Here is a 19,742-nt window from a genome sequence, read left to right as displayed (position 1 = left end):
CCATGAATAGCGAAATTAACTACAAACATAACCCGTTACATGGTTTAGGTCTAAAGGAGCTATTAGAAGAGCTGGTCGATCACTACGGCTACGAAATTCTATTTGCCTACCTGAACATTAAGTGCTTCAAGGAAAGGCCCAGCATTGATTCGAGCGTTAAATTTCTTAAGAAAACCGATTGGGCGCGGGAAAAGGTAGAAGCATTTTACTTGTACCAACTTAAAAGCCTGCCTCGTGCCAGTGCTGAACAATTCGAACTGCCTCCGCGTGACCGCATTATTCCCGAAGACCAGTTTCCGGGAGAGCCAGCAGAGCTAAGCCTAGAAGATGCCGCCCGATTACGTGAAAAACGGGGTCGCAAGGCGAAGGAATTTGGGCGTGGGGATAGAGCGCATTCGGAGCGCGGCAGAGCCAATAACGAGGGCCGGAGTACGAGCCCGTATCGGAAAACGGCTAAACCTTCAGCGCCGGAGAGCGGTGGTGATTCTACACCACCAAACCCCTGGGGAAACTGGAAAGGCTAAGCCCCTACTACGCACTAAAAGCGAAGAAAGGGAATTAAGCTGCTTGGTTTAGCCTAAACCTACCGCTTAAAATAAATACCTTAGGCCTTAAGGCTCTGCGAGCTGATGGGCAGAGAGCTATCTATTTTTTGAGTATCAATAGGCCGTTTTATCCAAGCGTGGTCATATCCTTCTGTGTGTATAAGTCTAGTTAGCTTACGTGTAACGGGTTCGCTTAGGGTGCTTATCCGCCTGCGTTTTCAGTAGACGTGTTTGATGCTCAAGCTTCAGCCGTTAAAGGCCCACTTTAGCTTTTACCGCCTACCATGGCTTTTTATTCGGTACTTCGCCCTTCACCTAAGAAAAAATACGGCCATCCCTGCATTGTTTAGTGTGTAGATGTTCAGGTTCGTGATCACGATGAGTTAAAGAGTCTAAACCGCGTAGAAGGCGCGCCTAACACCCCAAGGTAACCTGGTAACAGGCTGTGGAGACTACAGATATAGAAGGCTTGGGGGGCATGCAGGGTTTTTGTGTTGCCTGTAAATTAGCGTTAAGATTGATCAATACTCCAACACGTGCAGGAAGCCCCCATGGACAAATTTGACCCGAATAAACTCGTACTGCAGGGCAGTAAAGTGTGGAATAAGGCCATGGACAAAAAAGTGGCCGACTTTAACCGGCCGCAATGGTTCGACAGTAAACTGCCCGGTGGCGAGCAAATAAAGGGTAGTAACAAGTTGGATATGCGTGGCATGCATTTTTACGGCACGCGCATCCATTCGGCTTTTGCCGAGGGTTTAAATTTGTCGGGTAGTAGGTTTATCGATGCCGAGATAGAGGAAGGAGATTTTTCCCGCGCCGATTTCAGCAACTGCACGTTTAAAAATACTCGCTTTAATAAAACAATTTTTACCCAGGCCTGCTTTAGTGGGGCCACGTTTATAAACTGTAACCTCAATAGAGTTAACCTAGTAGAAGCACAGTTTGATGTGAAAGAAATTACCGAAACGGTGGTGTACGGTATTTCGGCTTGGGATATTTCCCTTAGTGACGATAGTAAACAGTCCAAACTGATTATTGAAAAAAGCTACGAACTTTATTCAGACTTTATTGCTCGCGGCGAATTGCCCTTGATGGTGGACGATATTGAACTTGCCCAGTTTGTTTACTACCTGAGCAACCATAAAAAAATGCGTGATACCATTAATGTGCTTAATCATCGCGGGGTGCTGTTGTTGGGGCAGTTTCGCGATGGTGGTTTGGAGCGCCTATATAAGCTTCGCCAATGGCTGCAAGAACGCGGCTATATGCCAATGATTTTCGACTTTACACGGCCAGATTCTTTAAGCACTAATGAAACTATTGTTACTATGGCAGGGCTTTCCAAATTTGTGTTGGCGGATCTCGCGGGGCCTAGTGTGCCTGCCGAACTTACCGAAATATTTAGCAGTATTAAGCGCCCACTACTGGCTTTTGGTAAGCACCCCTATGCATTGTTCCCGAATTTAATGGATCAAACAAAAGTGGAGCATGTTGAGGCCTGCCAGAAAACTTGCTGCAGGAACTGGAAGCAAAGCTACCCGCCATGGAGCAGCTTTACAGGGAGAGAATAGCCGTGCTTATTGAGCGCGATAAGTATCAAGCGCCTAGCGCTTGATTGTTAGCCGTAAAGGCATTGCTCGGAGCCCACCGAAGACCAAAGGGCGGCGAGTGAAACTCCCCAGCAATTAAACTCCCCAGCAATTAATATCGAATTGTATAACCCCTGTGGTGTGCATATAGGCGCCTGATGTTTGAGCATAAAAGCGCTATTAAGCGGCTCTAAGGTGTATGTTTGGGGTGGTTATTCTTCGTCTTTAGATTCTGAGCTGTAGTTTCTAGGCGGTGGCACCCAGCCGCGTTCGCTACGGGAATGCTGCCCACTAAAGAGGGTGAGCGCTTTTTGTTTGTGCTCAACTTTGGCCATACGGGGTCTTTATGCCTTTAACAGATACCGTGCGGGCGGAAAAAGCGCGCTAACAATAGCGTTTACTTTTAGGGTATGGCAAGAATAAGCCGCGCAAGGGGATGAGGTTGAGCGGTTTGTATGGCAAAATCTACTGTATTACCGAAGATCTAAATCTAAGGACCCTCAGAGTAAGTCTTGGATGCCTCTGCGCCACCTGCATTACGCAGTAGATGTGCGCTGTAGGCCTTGCCCGTAAGGGGCTTGGGAGTTTTCCCCCGCTGTGTCGCCAAAAGCACCGGCGGTGGGTGCATGGTTACGGCCGGCACCCAGCTTGGCCCTATCGCACGCCTAACAGGTAAATTTTAGGCGAATCGACTTGTTCAGAGGTTTCGTAACGTTAGGGGAACAATGAAAACACCAAAACGGCTTCAGCCATTAATGGAAGATGGTCTGATTGATGAAGTGCTGTATCAGCTAATGAGCGGCAAAGAAGCGCAAGTATTTGTCGTGCGCTGTGCAGGCAATATTCGTTGTGCGAAGGTTTATAAAGAAGCCAATAAGCGCAGTTTTAAGCAGGCAGCACAATACCAGGAAGGTCGCAGCGTGCGTAATTCCCGTCGTGCCCGCGCCATGGCTAAGGGTACGCGCTTTGGGCAAAAGCAGCATGAAGAAGCGTGGCTAAGTGCTGAAGTGGACGCCCTATACCGGCTAGCAGCCGCTGGCGTGCGTGTGCCCAGCCCCCACGGCTTTGTGGACGGTGTACTGCTAATGGATTTAGTGTGTGACGAAAGTGGTGACCCGGCGCCGCGTTTAGACGAAGTCGAGTTTACTCCAGAACAAGCCCGCGATTATCACAGCCGAATGATGATGGAGATTGTTCGTATGTTGTGTGCTGGTCTAGTGCACGGCGATTTATCCGAATTTAACGTATTGGTAGACGCAGAAGGCCCGGTGGTTATTGACCTGCCACAAGCGGTGAATGCGGCGGGGAACAATAACGCTCAAATGATGCTGGCACGTGATGTTAACAACATGACGGATTATTTTGGACGTTACGACCCTAATTTACGGGTAACCCACTATGCGGAAGAGATTTGGGAGCTGTACGAGCACGGGAATTTGCACCCAAACAGCAAGCTTACCGGCGAATTTGCCGAAGCTGATACGGATGCCGACATTGCCACTATGCTGAGCATTATTGAGTTTGCCAAGGAGGAAGAAGAGGAGCGTAAAGAGCGAGAGCAAGCCGCGCGCGATGGAGAATTTTAGGTCCTTTATTGAAATGAAATGAGAGGACAATAGGAGCGGACACATCCAAGGCCGTTTTCGTTTCCTTGAAGTACGGCAGCGCAATTGGGTGTTGAACTCGCCCATCATCGGGAGTGGTTCCGGCCCCAATATACTCGCGGCACAAGGCTTTTCGTAGAACAAGGCGACCCACATTTTGGGGCGTAACAGTGACCCACATATTATCGCGGTGCTAGGCCGCGCAGGGTTCGACCATGACTTTTAGCGCCGATTCCTCGGTACGAACTCAATCTCTCGGTGAGGAGCGGGCAAACGCAATCTCCCACGGAATGGCGTTGTTAGCGTCCATCGTGGCTATTCCTATTCTCATTACCGGTGCCGTTCGTGATGGTGGGGTTTTGACGGTCATTGGTGCGGCTGTTTTTGGCTCAACCATGCTATTTCTTTACCTGGTATCCACAATTTATCACGCGCTACCGGCGGGCAAGGCAAAGCGGGCGTTTGTTGTCCTTGACCATTGCGCCATATTTTTATTTATTGCCGGTACCTATACGCCATTCACTTTTGGTGTACTGGCGGGCTCCTGGGGTTGGAGTTTATTTGGCGTGGTGTGGGGCCTTGCCATATTTGGGGTTCTTGTAAAAAGCATTCTCGGTACGCAATACCAAGGCCTGTCGACCTCTTTGTATCTTGTTATGGGCTGGATTGTGATCGTAGCAATTCAGCCTATGCTAACGGCCGTACCGCTTCCTGGGTTACTGTGGTTATTGGCTGGAGGCTTGGCCTATACCATAGGTGTTGTGTTTTTTCTCCTAGACCGTCGAATTCCTTACGCCCATTTTGTGTGGCACCTCTTTGTTATCGCGGGTTCGTGCTTTCATTTTATCGCCGTGCATGGGTATGCCGCTTAGCGTAACGGGCGCTTCTACGTATGGCTTATGGTTTCTAGCTTTATGGGCGGCTTATGTGCAAGGTAAATTATACCGGCAGGCTGGCAACCTTAGCGAAAAACAGTAAAACTGTGCATGAACAGCGCGTAATGCTCTAAAGCGATTGGCTAGGTAAGCGCTTGCGGCGCCAATCTGCTTGCCAGCACGGTCAGCCTTTCGCTGCGTAAAGGCAAAAAAATACTAGCGGCGGCCTTTAATTCTCCCAAATAAAAAAATGCCCAATATTCACCATCTCGGAATGTACACATGAAAATTCTATTTATTGGCGGTACCGGCAATATAAGCCTAAGTGTGAGTAAGCGGTTGCTGGAAAAAGGTGAAGAGCTTTGGCTGCTGAATCGTAGTGGCGCGTGTTCGGAATTGCCGGGTGCGAAATTTATTCAAGGTGATATTGCTTCGCTGGGTAGTGCAGAGCAAACGCTGGCGAAACATCATTGGGATGTAGTCGTTAACTGGGTTGTCTTCACACCCGAAGAAGCTCAAAGAGATATTGAATTGTTTCGGGGTAGAACGGCTCAGTATAGTTTTATCAGTTCGGCATCTTGCTATCAAAACCCTGGGCCAACGGCCATCATTACAGAAAATACGCCTTTGGAAAACCGTCACTGGGATTATTCTCGTAATAAAATGGCAGCAGAACATATTTTTAATGCTGCTTTTAAATCGGAGGGTTTCCCAATAACCGTTGTGCGCCCAAGTCATACCTATTCACGCGTAATTCCACTCACCATTGGTGGTTGGGATGAATATACAGCTGTGGCACGCATGAAGGCTGGAAAACCTGTTGTAGTTCAGGGCGATGGACATTCATTATGGACACTAACGCACGCAGAAGATTTTGCTGTGGGTTTTTGTGGGTTGCTAGGTAACAAAAAAGCGATTGGTGAAGACTTTCATATCACCTCCGATTTTTTCTTAAGCTGGAATGAAATTTATCAGCAAACCGCTCGTGCGGCCGGTTGCGAAGCAGAGATAGTACACGTAACGTCCGACAAAATTTGCGCCCTAAATACTGAATACACTGGCACCTTACTGGGCGATAAATCGGTTTCGGCTATTTTCGACAACACCAAAATAAAATCGCTTGTACCAGAGTTTAAAGCGAAAATTAATTACGCCGAAGGAATAGCGCGAACTTTAGAGTGGTTTGAAGCTGACCCTAGGCGGCAGGTTATTAGCCCCGAGACAGACGCCTTTATAGACAGGCTTATTTTGTTAGAGGGTCGTTGATGGGATTAGGCTTGTAGCGGTATTCTTTAACGTAGGCTCGAAATTCGACATATGTTTGGGTTCGCGGTATTGCTGTTTGTGGAAAGGTTATAATTCTTAGCCATTGCCGACCCCCCCACTTTTACACCGCAGATTTCTTCACTACGGCCCCGTCATGCCCGCGAACGCGGGTATCTTTTATGGGTGCACTCCAAATCCTAGATTCCCGCTTTCACGAGAGCGATTAAATCGAGGGTGCGTGAGGGTTTTAATGTGTCTCGGGCATTAGGGCGTATTTGAAGGTATAACCTAAATATGAGTCTGCACTCAATGGGATAGCGGTGAAGCTATTAGCTATTAGTGAGTGTCCCATATATTTTTTTACACCGCAGATTTCTTCACTACGGCCCCGTCATGCCCGCGAACGCGGGTATCTTTTATGGGTGCACCCCAAACCCTAGATTCTCGCTTTCACGAGAGCGATTAAATCGAGGGTGCGTGAGGGTTTTAATGTGTCTCGGGCAGTAGGGCGTATTTGAAGGTATAACCGAAATATGATTCTGCACTCAATGGGATAGCGGTGACCCTATTAGCTATTAGTGAGTGTCACATATATTTTTTACACCGCAGATTTCTTCACTACGGCCCCGTCATGCCCGCGAACGCGGGTATCTTTTATGGGTGCACTCCAAATCCTAGATTCTCGCTTTCACGAGAGCGATTAAATCGAGGGTGCGTGAGGGTTTTAATGTGTCTCGGGCAGTAGGGCGTATTTGAAGGTATAACCGAAATATGATTCTGCACTCAATGGGATAGCGGTGACCCTATTAGCTATTAGTGAGTGTCTCATATATTTTTTACACCGCAGATTTCTTCACTACGGCCCCGTCATGCCCGCGAACGCGGGTATCTTTTATGGGTGCACCCCAAACCCTAGATTCCCGCTTTCACGAGAGCGATTAAATCGAGGGTGCGTGAGGGTTTTAATGTGTCTCGGGCAGTAGGGCGTATTTGAAGGTATAACCTAAATATGAGTCTGCACTCAATGGGATAGCGGTGAAGCTATTAGTGAGTGTCCCATATATTTTTTTAAGTGTCCCATATGTTTTTTTACACCGCAGATTTCTTCACTACGGCCCCGTCATACCCGCGAACGCGGGTATCTTTTATGGGTGCACTCCAAATCCTAGATTCCCGCTTTCACGAGAGTGATTAAATCGAGGGTGCGTGAGGGTTTTAATGTGTCTCGGGCAGTGGGGCGTATTTGAAGGTATAACCGAAATATGATTCTGCACTCAATGGGATAGCGGTGACCCTATTAGCTATTAGTGAGTGTCCCATATATTTTTTTCACCGCAGATTTCTTCACTAGGGCCCCGTCATGCCCGCGAACGCGGGTATCTTTTATGGGTGCACCCCAAACCCTAGATTCTCGCTTTCACGAGAGCGATTAAATCGAGGGTGCGTGAGGGTTTTAATGTGTCTCGGGCAGTAGGGCGTATTTGAAGGTATAACCGAAATATGAGTCTGCACTCAATGGGATAGCGGTGACCCTATTAGCTATTAGTGAGTGTCTCATTTATTTTTGGAAGTCATTTTGTGTGTGCCGAAAGATTGGGTGTCACAGCAAGGCCAGGCTCTCGCTCTTGGTCTTGACGAAGAAGGGTGCCTTAATCCATGTAGATCAACTTTTTTGTCGTCGTTAGTTTTGGTGATAAGTTTTGTATTGATGTTTTAAGGAAGTTGAGGCAGTTCACATTTTTTCGGTGGCTGCAGGTGTGGTGTTTGCCTTGCGGTCGAGTGTGTACGTAGGTAATAGGAATGAAAAGGTTTCCCGTTAGCCTGTAAATTGAAATTTGGGTTCTGTTGGGTTGCCTACAAGCTTCACAAGTTTTAGCTAAGTGGGCGTACTGCAAATGGAGTGTGTTGGGCAAGCTGTGTGTATATGAAAATAGTCAACCGTTGCGGATGAAGTTTTGATCCCGTTTACCCAAGATGAGTAGAATGCTAGACTGCATAGAAAAAGGGCAGATTAATAATACGAACATAAGCCTGCTAATCAATATCGGCTTACGGCTTAAAAATAAGAGATAGGCGCTACCCTGAGTGCCTGGATATAAAAAGGACGAAAGGACCCCGGCCATGATCCCTCCTAAAGACAAAGACTTACTTATTTCCACTCCCAATCAAGGCAAAGAAGTGAGCTTTGCGCCAGCAATTAAAGATAAAGGTATAATATTGAAGCGCGCCGCGCGTCAAGGCTATTACTACCCCATGCTAGCGATAAAGCACTTAAATGCTTTATCTACGGGGTTAAACGGCAAGCGCAATGTGTTTATCCCAAACATTAACGACTTTAAAGCCAACACCTTCCAGCAAGTGGTTGTGTTTGTACCCGGTATTATGGCCACGGTAGAGCGGCGGCCTAATGATAATTTGGTGGTGACTGAGCTGCAGTTAAGTGAGGGTTACGACAGTATTGAGCGTGGGAGCGGTAGAAAGCCTGGTGTTTATCGGGTCAGCGAAGGGGCAGAAGGGGTGAAGGTTGATTATAAGAAAAATGGGCGTATTACCCCAGAAAACCATAGAAATGTGGTGGTGGCAGATACTAAGCACAATGTACCGGCGCGTGCCGCCGAAATTGCGGCAACTAAGCTGGAAGCTATGTTTAGCAGCGACGCCGCACTAAAATGTGATTTCGACTTATTTTATTCGCCCGTTGGTAGTAAGTTAGGGGGCTGGCGTAATTATAACCCCATAGTGTTAAAGGAAGCTTATGCCTTTGCGGGCCTACTGGCAGACGCTATGGAGCAGTCTAAACAGCAGAAAGGGGTCGTGTGGGCGTCTGAGTTGGGCGGTTCTGTGGTGCTAACGCAGGCGTTACAAACCTTGGCCAATAAAAATATTTCGTTTAAAGAACAAAAACATATCATTAAAATGTATCAGCCCACCACCAACCCGAATCCCACTTTAGCATCGGCTACCAAGCTTGGCATGATAGCCGATAAAAACTTGGCTAAAGGCAACGGTAATATAAGGGCCAGTGTTAGCAGTTTGATGACCAACGCCGCGCGAGCGCGGGATAAAAGTGACCCTTACACGGGGCAAGACTACGCAAAGGATTTGTCTAATGGTTCCATGGCTGCGATAGGCGCCGCAGGTGCACTTGCGACCGGTGCGGGCTTGCTGGTCAGCTCGCCCGTGGTCACGACCGTTGGCTCCGTTACCGGAGCCATCGGCGCTATTCATTTTGCCGTTAATGCTGTAAAAAAACGTATGAAACGAGGTTGAACCCAGATGTTTGAATGGCTGAAGTTCTTTCCGTTTGAATGGCACGATGACCATAAGCCAGCAGAAGTTCGAGGGCCGTATTTTTCGGCGTTGAGAAAGAATAAGTGGTTCTTACAGGATAGCCTCTTATATTTTGGTGCGCCATTGGCTAACCCTGTTTTTGGTTTTTCTGGTAGAAGTAGCTCAGTAGATGCGGTGTTGCCAGGCTCTGCCAATATATTAAAATCGCCGTGGCAGCGGGTTTACAATAGTGGCTCAGATGCGCCACCAAGCGAATGGGATTACTATCGTTTTTATTCGAACACTTGGTATTTTGTAGGACCTTGGTTTACGGGTTATCAGGCACATTTAAAGGCTAGCGCCTTACTGGTCAAGGCCGATAAAAATGGTACTTTTGCCGATAAAAATTTATTCCACCCCAAGGTATTTGAGTCTGCCATCGCTAATTATTTGGATACTAGCTACGGTTACGATAGGCAAGGTAATAAGCCAAAATATCGAGGTCCTTTGCATTGGCGTGTGCTGCCAATATCCCCCAGTATACACGCGGTGGTATGCGATATTCACGAAATAGGAAATGGCTCCAAAGACAATCCTTCGTTACATCGAGTAGTTTATTTTCCCATAGCACCTCAAAAAATGATTCGGATTAATTTTGATTTTGGCGGTACTTCAATCTACCGCGATGAGGTGCGTGCAAAACCCCTGTTTAAGCTGTGCGATTCTATTATTGACTCCCTTCGTTTAGAGGTTGGAGCTCAAACACAAGCCGAGTGGGATAAAGTAAAGGCCACCTGCCCAGATATGTCGATAACAGAAACCTTTGGTGAATTACCTTGGCCGCTCAAGGTAGAGAAAGCCCGTAAAAAACCCAAAGAAGTCGATATTACCGCAACTCCAGACGCTCCTGGGCATCAAGCTAGAATTAATAAATAGCCCAAACTAAGGGCTATATAAAGTAATCCTTATGCTAAGCCGGCTTTATCGTTAGACTGCCTGTTGGAGGTTACGGTGGTGCTTCAAGTGTTGCCCGCGAACATTACGTTGTTTACAGGTCACAATGCCATTCTCACTTGACAGAGTTTTTATTACACTTCATGTGATATGTGTAATTCCACAATTACGTGTCTGTAAATATTCGTCTTAAAAGCTTCGCGCCAAAGACGATACTGTGTAACCCGTTTGTAAATAGGCAGGGCTTACGGGAGTATGTCAAATGCACGGCGACCCTTTTGTTCTTTTTTATAGGCCATGTGACGAGCGGCGGAAGAAGTGCAATGTCTCCACAAGCAAATTAGCTTATCTTTATAATCTCTCGGCGGTGTCCTGCCTGCCAAGTACTCGCATGACCTCGATAGTGTCAGCACTCACGCGATAGTAGATGCTGTCTACGCCACAAACACTACGCCGGTAGTGATCGCGGATGTGATCGACTGCTTGGTATTTGTAGGGCGCTTCGGCAATATCGCCAAAGCGCTGGATCAGGGCTTCATAGTAGCGGTCGGCCTGAAACTCCCCGAACTCTTTCACTCCGCGCCAGTAGATACGCGCTAGATCCATTTTTGCTTCATTGCTGAGTTTAAATCGCATCACGGCCCAGTCCGTTTTTAATTTCTTTTAGGAGCTCTGTTGGGTTTTGTTCAGTAAAACCACTCTCTTCCGCCCTAATCAGCTTGGCACGGATCACTTCGATTTCGCGGCTTGTCTCCTGCTCTCGCAACTGTCGCTCCCGTATCAGTTCCCGTAGCACTTCACTTTCATTGCCGTAATGCCCCGTTTCGATCTGCGCCTTGATCCAGTTATCTTGCTGGTCTGTTACTGTAATGCTCTTTTTCACCATGGCCATACTTACCACCTCGTCATCCGGATAAATATACTACTCAGTAGGATAATATACTCCTCCTCACTTACAGTTGCGAGCCGCCAGCCCTCATTCTTAACCGCTAGAGTAAAGAACGGCGCGTTTTCGCTCGTTTCGGGTGTATCGATGGGTGACTGCCTGTGATGTGCAGCAGATCGGGCAACAACCCATGTTGGGCATGCTCGCCTTTCCCAAGCTACGCCGAACGCAGGCGTGTACCCCATCGTTCCAGTAAAATCCAACTTCGTTTGGTATTTTCAGGGCTTCGTTCGTACCTGGCGTAGCTAATCTGGCAGTCAACAAAGACGTCTATTACTGTCCATCAGAATATACACCCGTAATTAAACGTAGCGGTAAGGTTCAAGAGATTCCATAGTTCAAGTGACTATTTTGCACTGGTGGATGAAACCGAAACGGGTAGGGCAAATCGTTAAGATAAAACGGTTTTATTCCTGAAGCGTAAACCTGTAAAACTTTGTCAACCCGTCAATCGCCTATTTGTTTGTAAGCCTTTCGCATCGCGCTATGTCAGTAGTTTGCGGTGGTTTTGGCTGGTGTGCGAGAAGAGATTATTTGATTGAATTAAGACCGTTTTGGCGACAACTCACACGCTAAAAAAGCGCGGAATATGCTATAAATACCGCCCTTCAGCATAAGTGCGCAAAGGACTTTGCGTTTAATGAATAAGTATAAAACAAGGAAAGGTAGCCTCATGATATTGTCGTATCGGGTTGTATGTAAACGCATTGCCGCAAAGTGTTTATTGGGCGTGGCGGTAATAGGGCTTGCTGCCTGTGGCGGCGGTGGCGGTGGCGGTACGAATACAACGCCAACAACAGAACCAGTGCCCGATACCCAGCCAAATGCCTTTAGCTTTAGTACACAAGGCGATGTTGCATTGGGTGCAGTAGTAGAAAGTGAAGCGGTTACCATTAGTGGAATGAACGCCGCCGCCTCGGTAGTGGTAAGCGGTGGCGAATACGCCATTGGCAATGGTGCTTATAGCAGCGCTGCAGGCAGCATAAGCAATGGCCAGGCCGTAAAAGTACGTGCAACGGCTGCTGCTGAATTTGCGACCGGGCAAACCGTAAGCCTCACCATTGGCGGCGTAACCGGTGAATTCACCGTAACCACCGCTGCACAGGATATTACCCCTAACGCTATCGACCTTGGCACAGTTACAGACGTTACTCCGGGGGCTACGGCAAGCTCCGTGAGTGTTGGCATTGAAGGTATAACCGGTGCGGTACCCATCAGCATAAGTAACGGAACCTACACCCTGGGCAGCGGCAGCCCCACCAGCGAAGCGGGCACCATTGAAAACGGCCAAACCGTAACAGTAACCGGCACAGCTGCAGCGACCTTTGCAACAGAAATTGTTGTTGCGTTAACCATTGGCGACACCACCGAAAACTTTAGCGTAACCACCGTTGCCGAAGACACCAACCCCGATGCATTCGAACTGGGTGCCACTGCCACCGTATCGGCTCCCGGTGCCACTGCGGAAAGCCAGTTGATTACGGTAGCGGGTATAAACTCCACCGCTAGCATCAGCATTACCAACGGTGAATACCGAATAGACGGCGTGCAAGACTACAGCAGTGCGGCATCTACCGTTACCAACGGCCAGCAAATTCAAGTACGGGCAACGGCTGGAACAATCCACAACGATACCACCACCGCCACGCTCACCATCGGAAACCAAAGCGATACCTTCGCCGTAATAGCCGAAGACCAAACCCCACCCACTGCCGAAGTGATATTCCCCACGGCGAACACAATGAGCAACGGCACCTTCGTTACCCTGCGCGGCAACGCCAGTGACGACTTTGGGCCGGTAACTGAAATAAACGTAACAGTGACTACTGATGACGGCACGGTAGAAGTGGATACCCAAACCCTTACCGCTACCGGCGATGAAGACTTTCAGGATACTTGGTCGGTACAGGTAGGCCTGGCTAGTGAAAAACTGAATACCTTGCAGGTAACGGCAACGGATTTTGCGGGCGAAGCGTCAACGCCGGTAACCTTAACGGTATTGCAGAGGGCGGATGCGTTGACGACTGATTTTCCTGAGGGGAATGATGTGTCGATTGGTAGGTATGAGTATGCCGGTATCGAATGGGATAGAGAGAATGATCGTTTATTTTTAGCGTGTGCAGCACCAGTTCAAATATTGGCTATCGATATTGAGACTGGCACAAGAAGTATATTTATAGATAAAGATCCAGCATTCCAGAGTTTTTCGATGTTAAAACTGCTCCCTGAACAAAATACGCTCTTATTTGCAGAGCAAAACTACGCCATTATTTTTAATGCGAATCTTGAAACAGGTGCTTTCGCTGTATTAACGGATGATAGTAGCCCGGATTCCAATGTTGATATTGGCGGCCCTTACTCCATGGAGCTGGGGAGTGATGGTGCTCTGTATGTGGCTGACGCGGCTGCACGTTTTTACTCAGTAAATATGGATTCAGGGGCACGTTCACTTATTTCTGATGCGTCGCGACCAAGCGGAGGCGCCAACCCTTTTACCAACCCCATGGGTTTGGTGTTGGATGAAGCAAACGATCGTGCGCTACTTACCGATTACACAACGCAACAGCTTTTGTGGGTGGACCTAACAACCGGCGCGCGAACCGTATGGGTGGACAGCGATCAGTTGAATGCACCGTTTGATATTAAAATGGATACAAACGATAACCGTATTATTTTGACTGACGAGGAGTTAGAAGCGGTAATAGCGGTGGACTTAAGTACCGGAGTTTTAACCACGCTTTCTGGTACCAGTAAACCGGCTAGTGATGTCAATAGTCTGCAAATTCCTTGGGGCATTGTAATTGATGAACAGGAAGATATTGCTTTTGTTGGCTCTCAAAGCAAGGTGGTTTCCTCTGGTTACGCAAGCATTCTTCTGGTAGACCTAACAACAGGTGAACGGATAGTGGTTACTAACTCAATTGCGCAATGATATTAAAAACAATGTGTGGTGTAGGGAGAGCCTGCACCATCACAAAAACAATAAACACAGAGTTTCACCGTAAAAACCAACAAATGGACGTTGTACTTTTCAGGGCCTTGTTATGAACCGCGCTAAACCTCTTCGCTTACCGAACACTTCTCCAATAAAAGCCTTTAAACGGTCACGCCTGCCCTTTGTTATTGGGCTGGTGCTGGCTGGCCAGGTTTTAGCAGGGCCAGAAGGTGAAGAGGTGGTAGGCGGGGCGGGCAGTGTTTCGCGTACCGGTAACAACACCCTTATTAATCAAGCCACCGACAGGCTGGCCATTAACTGGCAAAATTTCGATGTTAACAGCGACGAACGTGTGCAGTTTATTCAGCCCAGCAGTTCTTCTGTTGCCTTAAATAATATTCTTAGTAACACGGCCTCTAACATTAATGGCCGAGTGGATGCCAATGGCCAGCTGGTTTTTGTAAACCCTCATGGCATTATTTTTGGCCGTAATGCCGTGGTTAATGCGGGGGGCGTACTCGCCAGTGGTTTAAGTATAAACCCCAACGATTTTATGAACGGCGAGCTTACCTTTAGCGCCATGGCCAATACCGATGGCGTAGTGATTAATAGCGGGTTATTGAATGCAGCTACCGGTGGCAGTGTGAATATATGAGAAATCCACACTAAAAAAACAATCAATTCATTCCCGGTAGAAATTATCAGCTCTCAAGGCTCATCATCTTCTGCCAAAAACTCTTCAATAGACATGAAATCTTTTTTGGGTCGAATCCACCTTAAAGGCTCCATATGTTCTGAATAGCGTTGCCCTGGCCACTGCTTTTCAGCGGCTTCTTTCTGTTGTTGTGCGGAGGGGGAAAGCTCGACATGAACTGAATGCATTATTTTCTGTGCAAATAATTTTACTGCGTTGTGTACGCCTATTTTTTTGTTGAATATTTGGTAGCTGAAATTAAAAGTGAGGTAATGCTCATCACTCAATGGTATTTGCCAGTAGAGGCGCTGAGAGGGTTCTTCTTCGGGATCTTTTACGTTCAGGTAATGGATCCATTGGCTCTCATTAATTTTGTCGGGTTTCCATTCTAGGAATGTTTCGTAGGTGTCTTTTGTGTGTACACCCTTAGGGCCATACATTTTTTCATAGTAACTGGTTACTGCAGTTACGAAAGAGTCGCGTTTAAATAAATTACTTTTTCCCTTCCAGTTTGAAACTGTTACCGAAAATCGAATCCAACCGATATTTTTCTTGAGTAGAGGGGCTCCCTTTATATCCCATCGAGAGGTGTAACACTGAATGACTGGAGAGAAATCATCTTCACGTAAGTAGTCTGAGGCAGAGTATAGGTTGAATTGCTCCGCAAATGAGCGTTGGCTCCCCCATCGATCGTAAAAAGGAGGAACGGAAAAACGCACAACCGTACCCGATAAGTTTATCTTGCGCTGTTGCGACTTTTCAGTTTTAGGTAAGCGAGGGCTTCCAAATAGAGGGTATAACACAAACGCTACTCTTAGTGTTTCGATAAACGATTAAATACGTGGTCAAAAAAGTCTGCACCACTTTCCATTACTTTCTGGTTGGGGTTACCAGAATTCGACGCAATCAGGGTTCCCCAAGCAACTGCCCAAGCCGCAATGCTGACGCCTAAAGTAGGAATGCCATAACTACCGGCACCCAACATACCCGCACGCGTCAGTGCATTGTTCACGATATGCCCCGGTGTAACATTACGCAAGCCATTCTCACCTTGTTCTTTTAGTTGTCTGTACGACACAATCGATTCGCTGACAAAATTACCCGTTACCCAGGTCTGCTCAAGGCTAGTATTGTTCAGTAGCGGCGGTTGGGGCGCTAATTGCATACCGGCTTTTTTGCGGTAATGATCAATTAAACTTAAATTCATCGTTGGGTTCGCATAAAATACCTTATGTTTCGCCAAGCGCGATTTTTCGGTTGCCGTTAAATCTTGCAATACAATATTTAATGCCTGCTTAAACACCGCATGGCCTTTTTCATGCAGGGTCCAGCATGTATCCTTGTCTTTCTTAGCTTCTAGCTTAATCAATTGGGCCAGTTTTTTTGCTGTCTGAGTACCCCCGCTAACACTGCTGGTGTCCACAAACTGGCGCATATCTGACGAAACGCCATCACCGCATGGATTAAAGAAAATACAGTAGCCAGTTTTTTGGAGCGAGGCTTGAGTCGTTTCAGGCTTGTACCCTCTTTCAATAAAAGTTGGCATTGAACCTGACGCAAGTTCCAATCCTCTATATGAGCCATTGATGGCAACATGCCGGGTTGAAATTACGTTGACAGGATCGGGGTCAATATCTTGTCCGGGTTTTACTTTATAAAGCCCTGCTGCAGATTTTCTCCCCGAAGAAACCCCAAACTCCCCAATAAAAATACATCCATCCACCATGTTGTACTTGATATGGCCGCCTTCCAGTTGAAGCTGCATCTGTTGTGGTTTGGCGCGGCTTACTAGGCTTTTTACCAAACCGTGCCGGGTATTCAAGCTCATTAAATGATTGAATAAATACAAGGCGTTGTAGTTGCTTCGGGTTTTGTTTTTCAAGTGGTTAAACGCACTGTGGCGGTTTTTCTCTACAAAGACTTGCATTCCTTGCCCTGAGGGGCTTATCTGCTGCCATTCACGTCCAGCATAATGGGCACATCCATTGGGTTTTAATGACACTTTCATATGGGAGGTCCTTTTTCCAGATAACTATTGGGGTATCTTGTAGCATTCGCTACATAAGTTGAATGTGCAATAACTGAGGTTTGTAGCAAGAAAGGCTTGGGTGCACATGCTCCAAAGTGAAAGCTGGGCGCAGTAACGGTAGCGCGGCCATACTCCCTTTGGAATGAATCTCAGTATCATCCTTGCTATCAATTCTAGTTATTTACTTTTAAACGATTGTAACAGCCAATGTATATACAGAGAAAACCCCACTGCCGTCAATATCTAGCAAAAATTCGACCTAGGTCACACAGAATATCTTGAAACAAATACAGTCAGGCCGGTACCACACGGAAACGCAATGTTTCGGGTATGGGGCGCTGGTGGACCAAGCCCACACAACGGTTGTTTGTCGTTGCGGTACGTTTGTGTCGAAAATCCAGCCAGTAATTAACAACGTTATGCATTGCTTACCCCCCCCTGTATGACATTGTATACCCACCAATCGCCTGATTTTGTGTAAGCCTTCGTGAATACGTTTTGCCAGTAATCCGCCATTGTATTGGCGAGTTGTAAGGTAAATGTAAACAGGGTGAAAAACACACCAGATTCGAGAGGGGTAGCACTCGGGGGATGGCCGGAATATGGTATAACTGACTCCTTTCGTTATAAGTGCGCATGTTTATCGGCGTTTAATTAATAAGTATGAAACAAGGAAAGGTAGCCTCATGATATCTTCGTATCGGGTTGTATTTAAACAAATTGCGACACAGCTTTTTTTTGGCGCAGTGGTTATTGGGCTTATTGCCTGCGGTGGAGGTGGTAAGGGCAAAACAACACCAACGCCTGCCCCCGATACACGGCCAAATGCCTTTAGCTTTAGTGCACAAAGCGATGTTGCACTGGGTGCAGTAGTAGAAAGTGAAGCGGTTACCATTAGTGGGATGAACGCCGCCGCCTCGGTATCGGTTACCGGCGGTGAATACGCCATTGGTAGTGGTGCTTATGGTAGTAGTAATGGCAGCATCAGTAATGGCCAAGCCGTAAAAGTACGGGCAACGGCTGCTGCTGAATTTGCGACCGGGCAAACCGTAAGCCTCACCATTGGCGGCGTTACCGGTGAATTCACCGTAACCACCGCTGCACAGGATATTACCCCTAACGCTATGGACCTTGGCACAGTTACAGACGTTACTCCGGGGGCTACGGCAAGCTCCGTGAGTGTTGGCATTGAAGGTATAACCGGTGCGGTACCCATCAGCATAAGTAACGGAACCTACACCCTGGGCAGCGGCAGCCCCACCAGCGATGCGGGTACCATCGAAAACGGCCAAACTGTAACAGTAACCGGCACAGCTGCAGCCACCTTTGCAACAGAAATTGTTGTTGCGTTAACCATTGGCGACACCACGGAAAACTTTAGCGTAACCACCGTTGCCGAAGACACCAACCCCGATGCATTCGAACTGGGTGCCACTGCCACCGTATCGGCTCCCGGTGCCACTGCGGAAAGCCAGTTAATTACGGTAGCGGGTATAAACTCCACCGCTAGCATCAGCATTACCAACGGTGAATACCGAATAGACGGCGTGCAAGACTACAGCAGTGCGGCATCTACCGTTACCAACGGCCAGCAAATTCAAGTACGGGCAACGGCTGGAACAATCCACAACGATACCACCACCGCCACGCTCACCATCGGAAACCAAAGCGATACCTTCGCCGTAATAGCCGAAGACCAAACCCCACCCACTGCCGAAGTGATATTCCCCACGGCGAACACAATGAGCAACGGCACCTTCGTTACCCTGCGCGGCAACGCCAGTGACGACTTTGGGCCGGTAACTGAAATAAACGTAACAGTGACTACTGATGACGGCACGGTAGAAGTGGATACCCAAACCCTTACCGCTACTGGCGATGAAGACTTTCAGGATACTTGGTCGGTACAGGTAGAGCTGGCCAGTGAAAAACTGAATACCTTGCAGGTAACGGCAACGGATAGTGCGGGTGAAGAGTCAACGCCGGTAACCTTAACGGTATTACAGAAGGCGGATGCGTTGACGACGTTTTTTCCTGAGGGGAGTGATGATGTACAGATAGGGAATGCCAACTATCGAGGTGTTGAGTGGGATCGAGAAGGGAATCAGTTGTTTATGTCTCGCTCGGGGCCAACTCAGGTTTTGACTATTGATTTAGGCACCGGTGTAAGAAGTGTATTTGTTGATGAAGACCCAGCTTTTAATAGTTTTTCAAAGCTCAAGCTGCTTCCTGAACAAAATGCCTTATTGTTTGCGGATCAGAATAACGGAATTATTTTTAACGCCAACCTCGAAACGGGTGCGTTCACGGTACTCACGGATGACAGTAGCCCGAATTCCAATATCGATATTGTTGGCCCCTATTCTATGGAGCTAGGAAATGATGGCGCACTGTATGTGGCGGATATCGTCGCACGTTTTTATTCGGTGGATATGGAGACGGGGGCGCGTACGCTGATCTCGGATAATACCCGGCCAGATGGAGGCGCTAACCCCTTTACCAACCCCATGGGTTTGGTTTTGGATGAAGCGAATAACCGGGCGCTACTCACCGATTACACCACCCAACAGCTCTTATGGGTAGATCTAACAACCGGTGAGCGCACGGTGTGGGTGGATAGTGATCAGCTTGAAGCACCGTTTGATATAAAACTCGATGCCGACGATAACCGCATTATCTTGACCGACGAAAAATTGGAAAGATTATCGGCTATAGACATAAGTACCGGTGTTATGACCACGCTTTCCAGTGCCGGCATGCCTGTGAGTGGTGCCAATAGCTTGCAAATTCCCTGGGGTATGGCAATTGACGAAGAAACAAATATTGCCTTTGTCGCCTCCCAAAGCAAAGTGAATGAGTATTACACGGCCATTCTTCTGGTAGATCTAACCTCTGGTGAGAGGATTATCGTATCCAATTCCCTTTTATAGCTTTGTGATAAACGGGGTGGTGCATTTCAATTTGTGCGCCTACCCCATGTAAGCCAAAACGAATTAGAAAAGCCATTGGATATTGTATTTTCAGGATATTTT

The 19,742-nt window shown here is 47.6% G+C and carries 15 protein-coding genes; 10 read left to right on the top strand and 5 right to left on the bottom strand.

Going from position 1 to position 19,742, the window contains the following annotated elements; all coding sequences use genetic code 11:
• The first annotated feature begins 2 nt into the window (after positions 1-2).
• Together H5336_RS23705 and H5336_RS02210 are read left to right on the top strand one after the other, a co-directional pair.
• The gene (locus tag H5336_RS23705) at positions 3-524 is read left to right on the top strand and encodes a VF530 family DNA-binding protein (protein ID WP_185231008.1); all 522 of its coding nucleotides are present in this window, start codon (positions 3-5) and stop codon (positions 522-524) included.
• Between the two features lie 572 nt (positions 525-1,096).
• Entirely contained in the window at positions 1,097-2,119 is a 1,023-nt protein-coding gene (locus H5336_RS02210) for a pentapeptide repeat-containing protein (protein ID WP_185231006.1), read from the top strand.
• A gap of 230 nt (positions 2,120-2,349) precedes the next feature.
• Here the strand turns inward: H5336_RS02210 and H5336_RS23315 are convergent, their stop codons facing one another.
• Positions 2,350-2,472, bottom strand: a complete 123-nt coding sequence (locus H5336_RS23315; RefSeq protein ID WP_281385330.1) for a hypothetical protein — start codon at positions 2,470-2,472, stop codon at positions 2,350-2,352.
• Between the two features lie 390 nt (positions 2,473-2,862).
• Between H5336_RS23315 and H5336_RS02205 the strand changes: the two genes are divergently transcribed.
• The 5 genes from H5336_RS02205 to H5336_RS02185 all read left to right on the top strand — a co-directional run bounded on the left by H5336_RS02205 (position 2,863) and on the right by H5336_RS02185 (position 10,088).
• The gene (locus H5336_RS02205) at positions 2,863-3,723 is read left to right on the top strand and encodes a PA4780 family RIO1-like protein kinase (RefSeq protein ID WP_185231004.1); all 861 of its coding nucleotides are present in this window, start codon (positions 2,863-2,865) and stop codon (positions 3,721-3,723) included.
• A gap of 233 nt (positions 3,724-3,956) precedes the next feature.
• Positions 3,957-4,613, top strand: a complete 657-nt coding sequence (gene trhA, locus H5336_RS02200) for a PAQR family membrane homeostasis protein TrhA (RefSeq protein WP_185231002.1) — start codon at positions 3,957-3,959, stop codon at positions 4,611-4,613.
• Between the two features lie 285 nt (positions 4,614-4,898).
• A complete protein-coding gene (locus H5336_RS02195; protein WP_185231000.1) occupies positions 4,899-5,882 on the top strand; it encodes an NAD-dependent epimerase/dehydratase family protein in 984 nt (327 codons plus the stop codon).
• Positions 5,883-8,003: 2,121 nt separating this feature from the next.
• Entirely contained in the window at positions 8,004-9,152 is a 1,149-nt protein-coding gene (locus H5336_RS02190; protein WP_185230998.1) for a hypothetical protein, read from the top strand.
• Positions 9,153-9,158: 6 nt separating this feature from the next.
• Positions 9,159-10,088: a hypothetical protein gene (locus H5336_RS02185; RefSeq protein WP_185230996.1), complete on the top strand. Its 930-nt coding sequence runs from the start codon at positions 9,159-9,161 to the stop codon at positions 10,086-10,088.
• A 369-nt stretch (positions 10,089-10,457) separates the two neighbouring features.
• Here the strand turns inward: H5336_RS02185 and H5336_RS02180 are convergent, their stop codons facing one another.
• Both H5336_RS02180 and H5336_RS02175 read right to left on the bottom strand, forming a co-directional pair.
• Positions 10,458-10,742 (bottom strand): type II toxin-antitoxin system RelE/ParE family toxin, encoded by a 285-nt coding sequence (locus H5336_RS02180; RefSeq protein ID WP_246439164.1) that lies wholly within the window; start codon positions 10,740-10,742, stop codon positions 10,458-10,460.
• Positions 10,732-10,998, bottom strand: coding sequence for a type II toxin-antitoxin system ParD family antitoxin (locus H5336_RS02175; RefSeq protein WP_185230992.1), 267 nt, complete (start codon positions 10,996-10,998; stop codon positions 10,732-10,734). The genes H5336_RS02180 and H5336_RS02175 overlap by 11 nt, the downstream gene beginning before the upstream one ends.
• A gap of 694 nt (positions 10,999-11,692) precedes the next feature.
• Here H5336_RS02175 and H5336_RS02170 point away from each other — a divergent pair.
• Both H5336_RS02170 and H5336_RS02165 read left to right on the top strand, forming a co-directional pair.
• Positions 11,693-13,984 carry an NHL repeat-containing protein gene (locus H5336_RS02170; protein ID WP_185230990.1) on the top strand — a complete coding sequence of 764 codons (2,292 nt, stop codon included), beginning with the start codon at positions 11,693-11,695 and terminating at the stop codon, positions 13,982-13,984.
• Between the two features lie 112 nt (positions 13,985-14,096).
• A complete protein-coding gene (locus H5336_RS02165; protein ID WP_185230988.1) occupies positions 14,097-14,642 on the top strand; it encodes a two-partner secretion domain-containing protein in 546 nt (181 codons plus the stop codon).
• A gap of 53 nt (positions 14,643-14,695) precedes the next feature.
• Here H5336_RS02165 and H5336_RS02160 read toward each other — a convergent pair whose 3' ends face one another.
• Both H5336_RS02160 and H5336_RS02155 read right to left on the bottom strand, forming a co-directional pair.
• Positions 14,696-15,484, bottom strand: a complete 789-nt coding sequence (locus tag H5336_RS02160; protein WP_185230986.1) for a hypothetical protein — start codon at positions 15,482-15,484, stop codon at positions 14,696-14,698.
• 11 nt (positions 15,485-15,495) lie between these two features.
• Entirely contained in the window at positions 15,496-16,689 is a 1,194-nt protein-coding gene (locus H5336_RS02155; RefSeq protein WP_185230984.1) for a hypothetical protein, read from the bottom strand.
• 707 nt (positions 16,690-17,396) lie between these two features.
• On the opposite strand from H5336_RS02155, the gene H5336_RS02150 reads away from it, so the two are divergent.
• Positions 17,397-19,640 (top strand): NHL repeat-containing protein, encoded by a 2,244-nt coding sequence (locus H5336_RS02150; protein WP_185230982.1) that lies wholly within the window; start codon positions 17,397-17,399, stop codon positions 19,638-19,640.
• Positions 19,641-19,742: the final 102 nt, after the last annotated feature.

It is taken from the genome of Teredinibacter franksiae (assembly GCF_014218805.1).
In the GTDB taxonomy this organism is placed as follows: domain Bacteria; phylum Pseudomonadota; class Gammaproteobacteria; order Pseudomonadales; family Cellvibrionaceae; genus Teredinibacter; species Teredinibacter franksiae.
The sequence above is the reverse complement of the archived record's forward strand: the minus strand, read 5'-3'. Positions and strand labels throughout refer to the sequence as shown.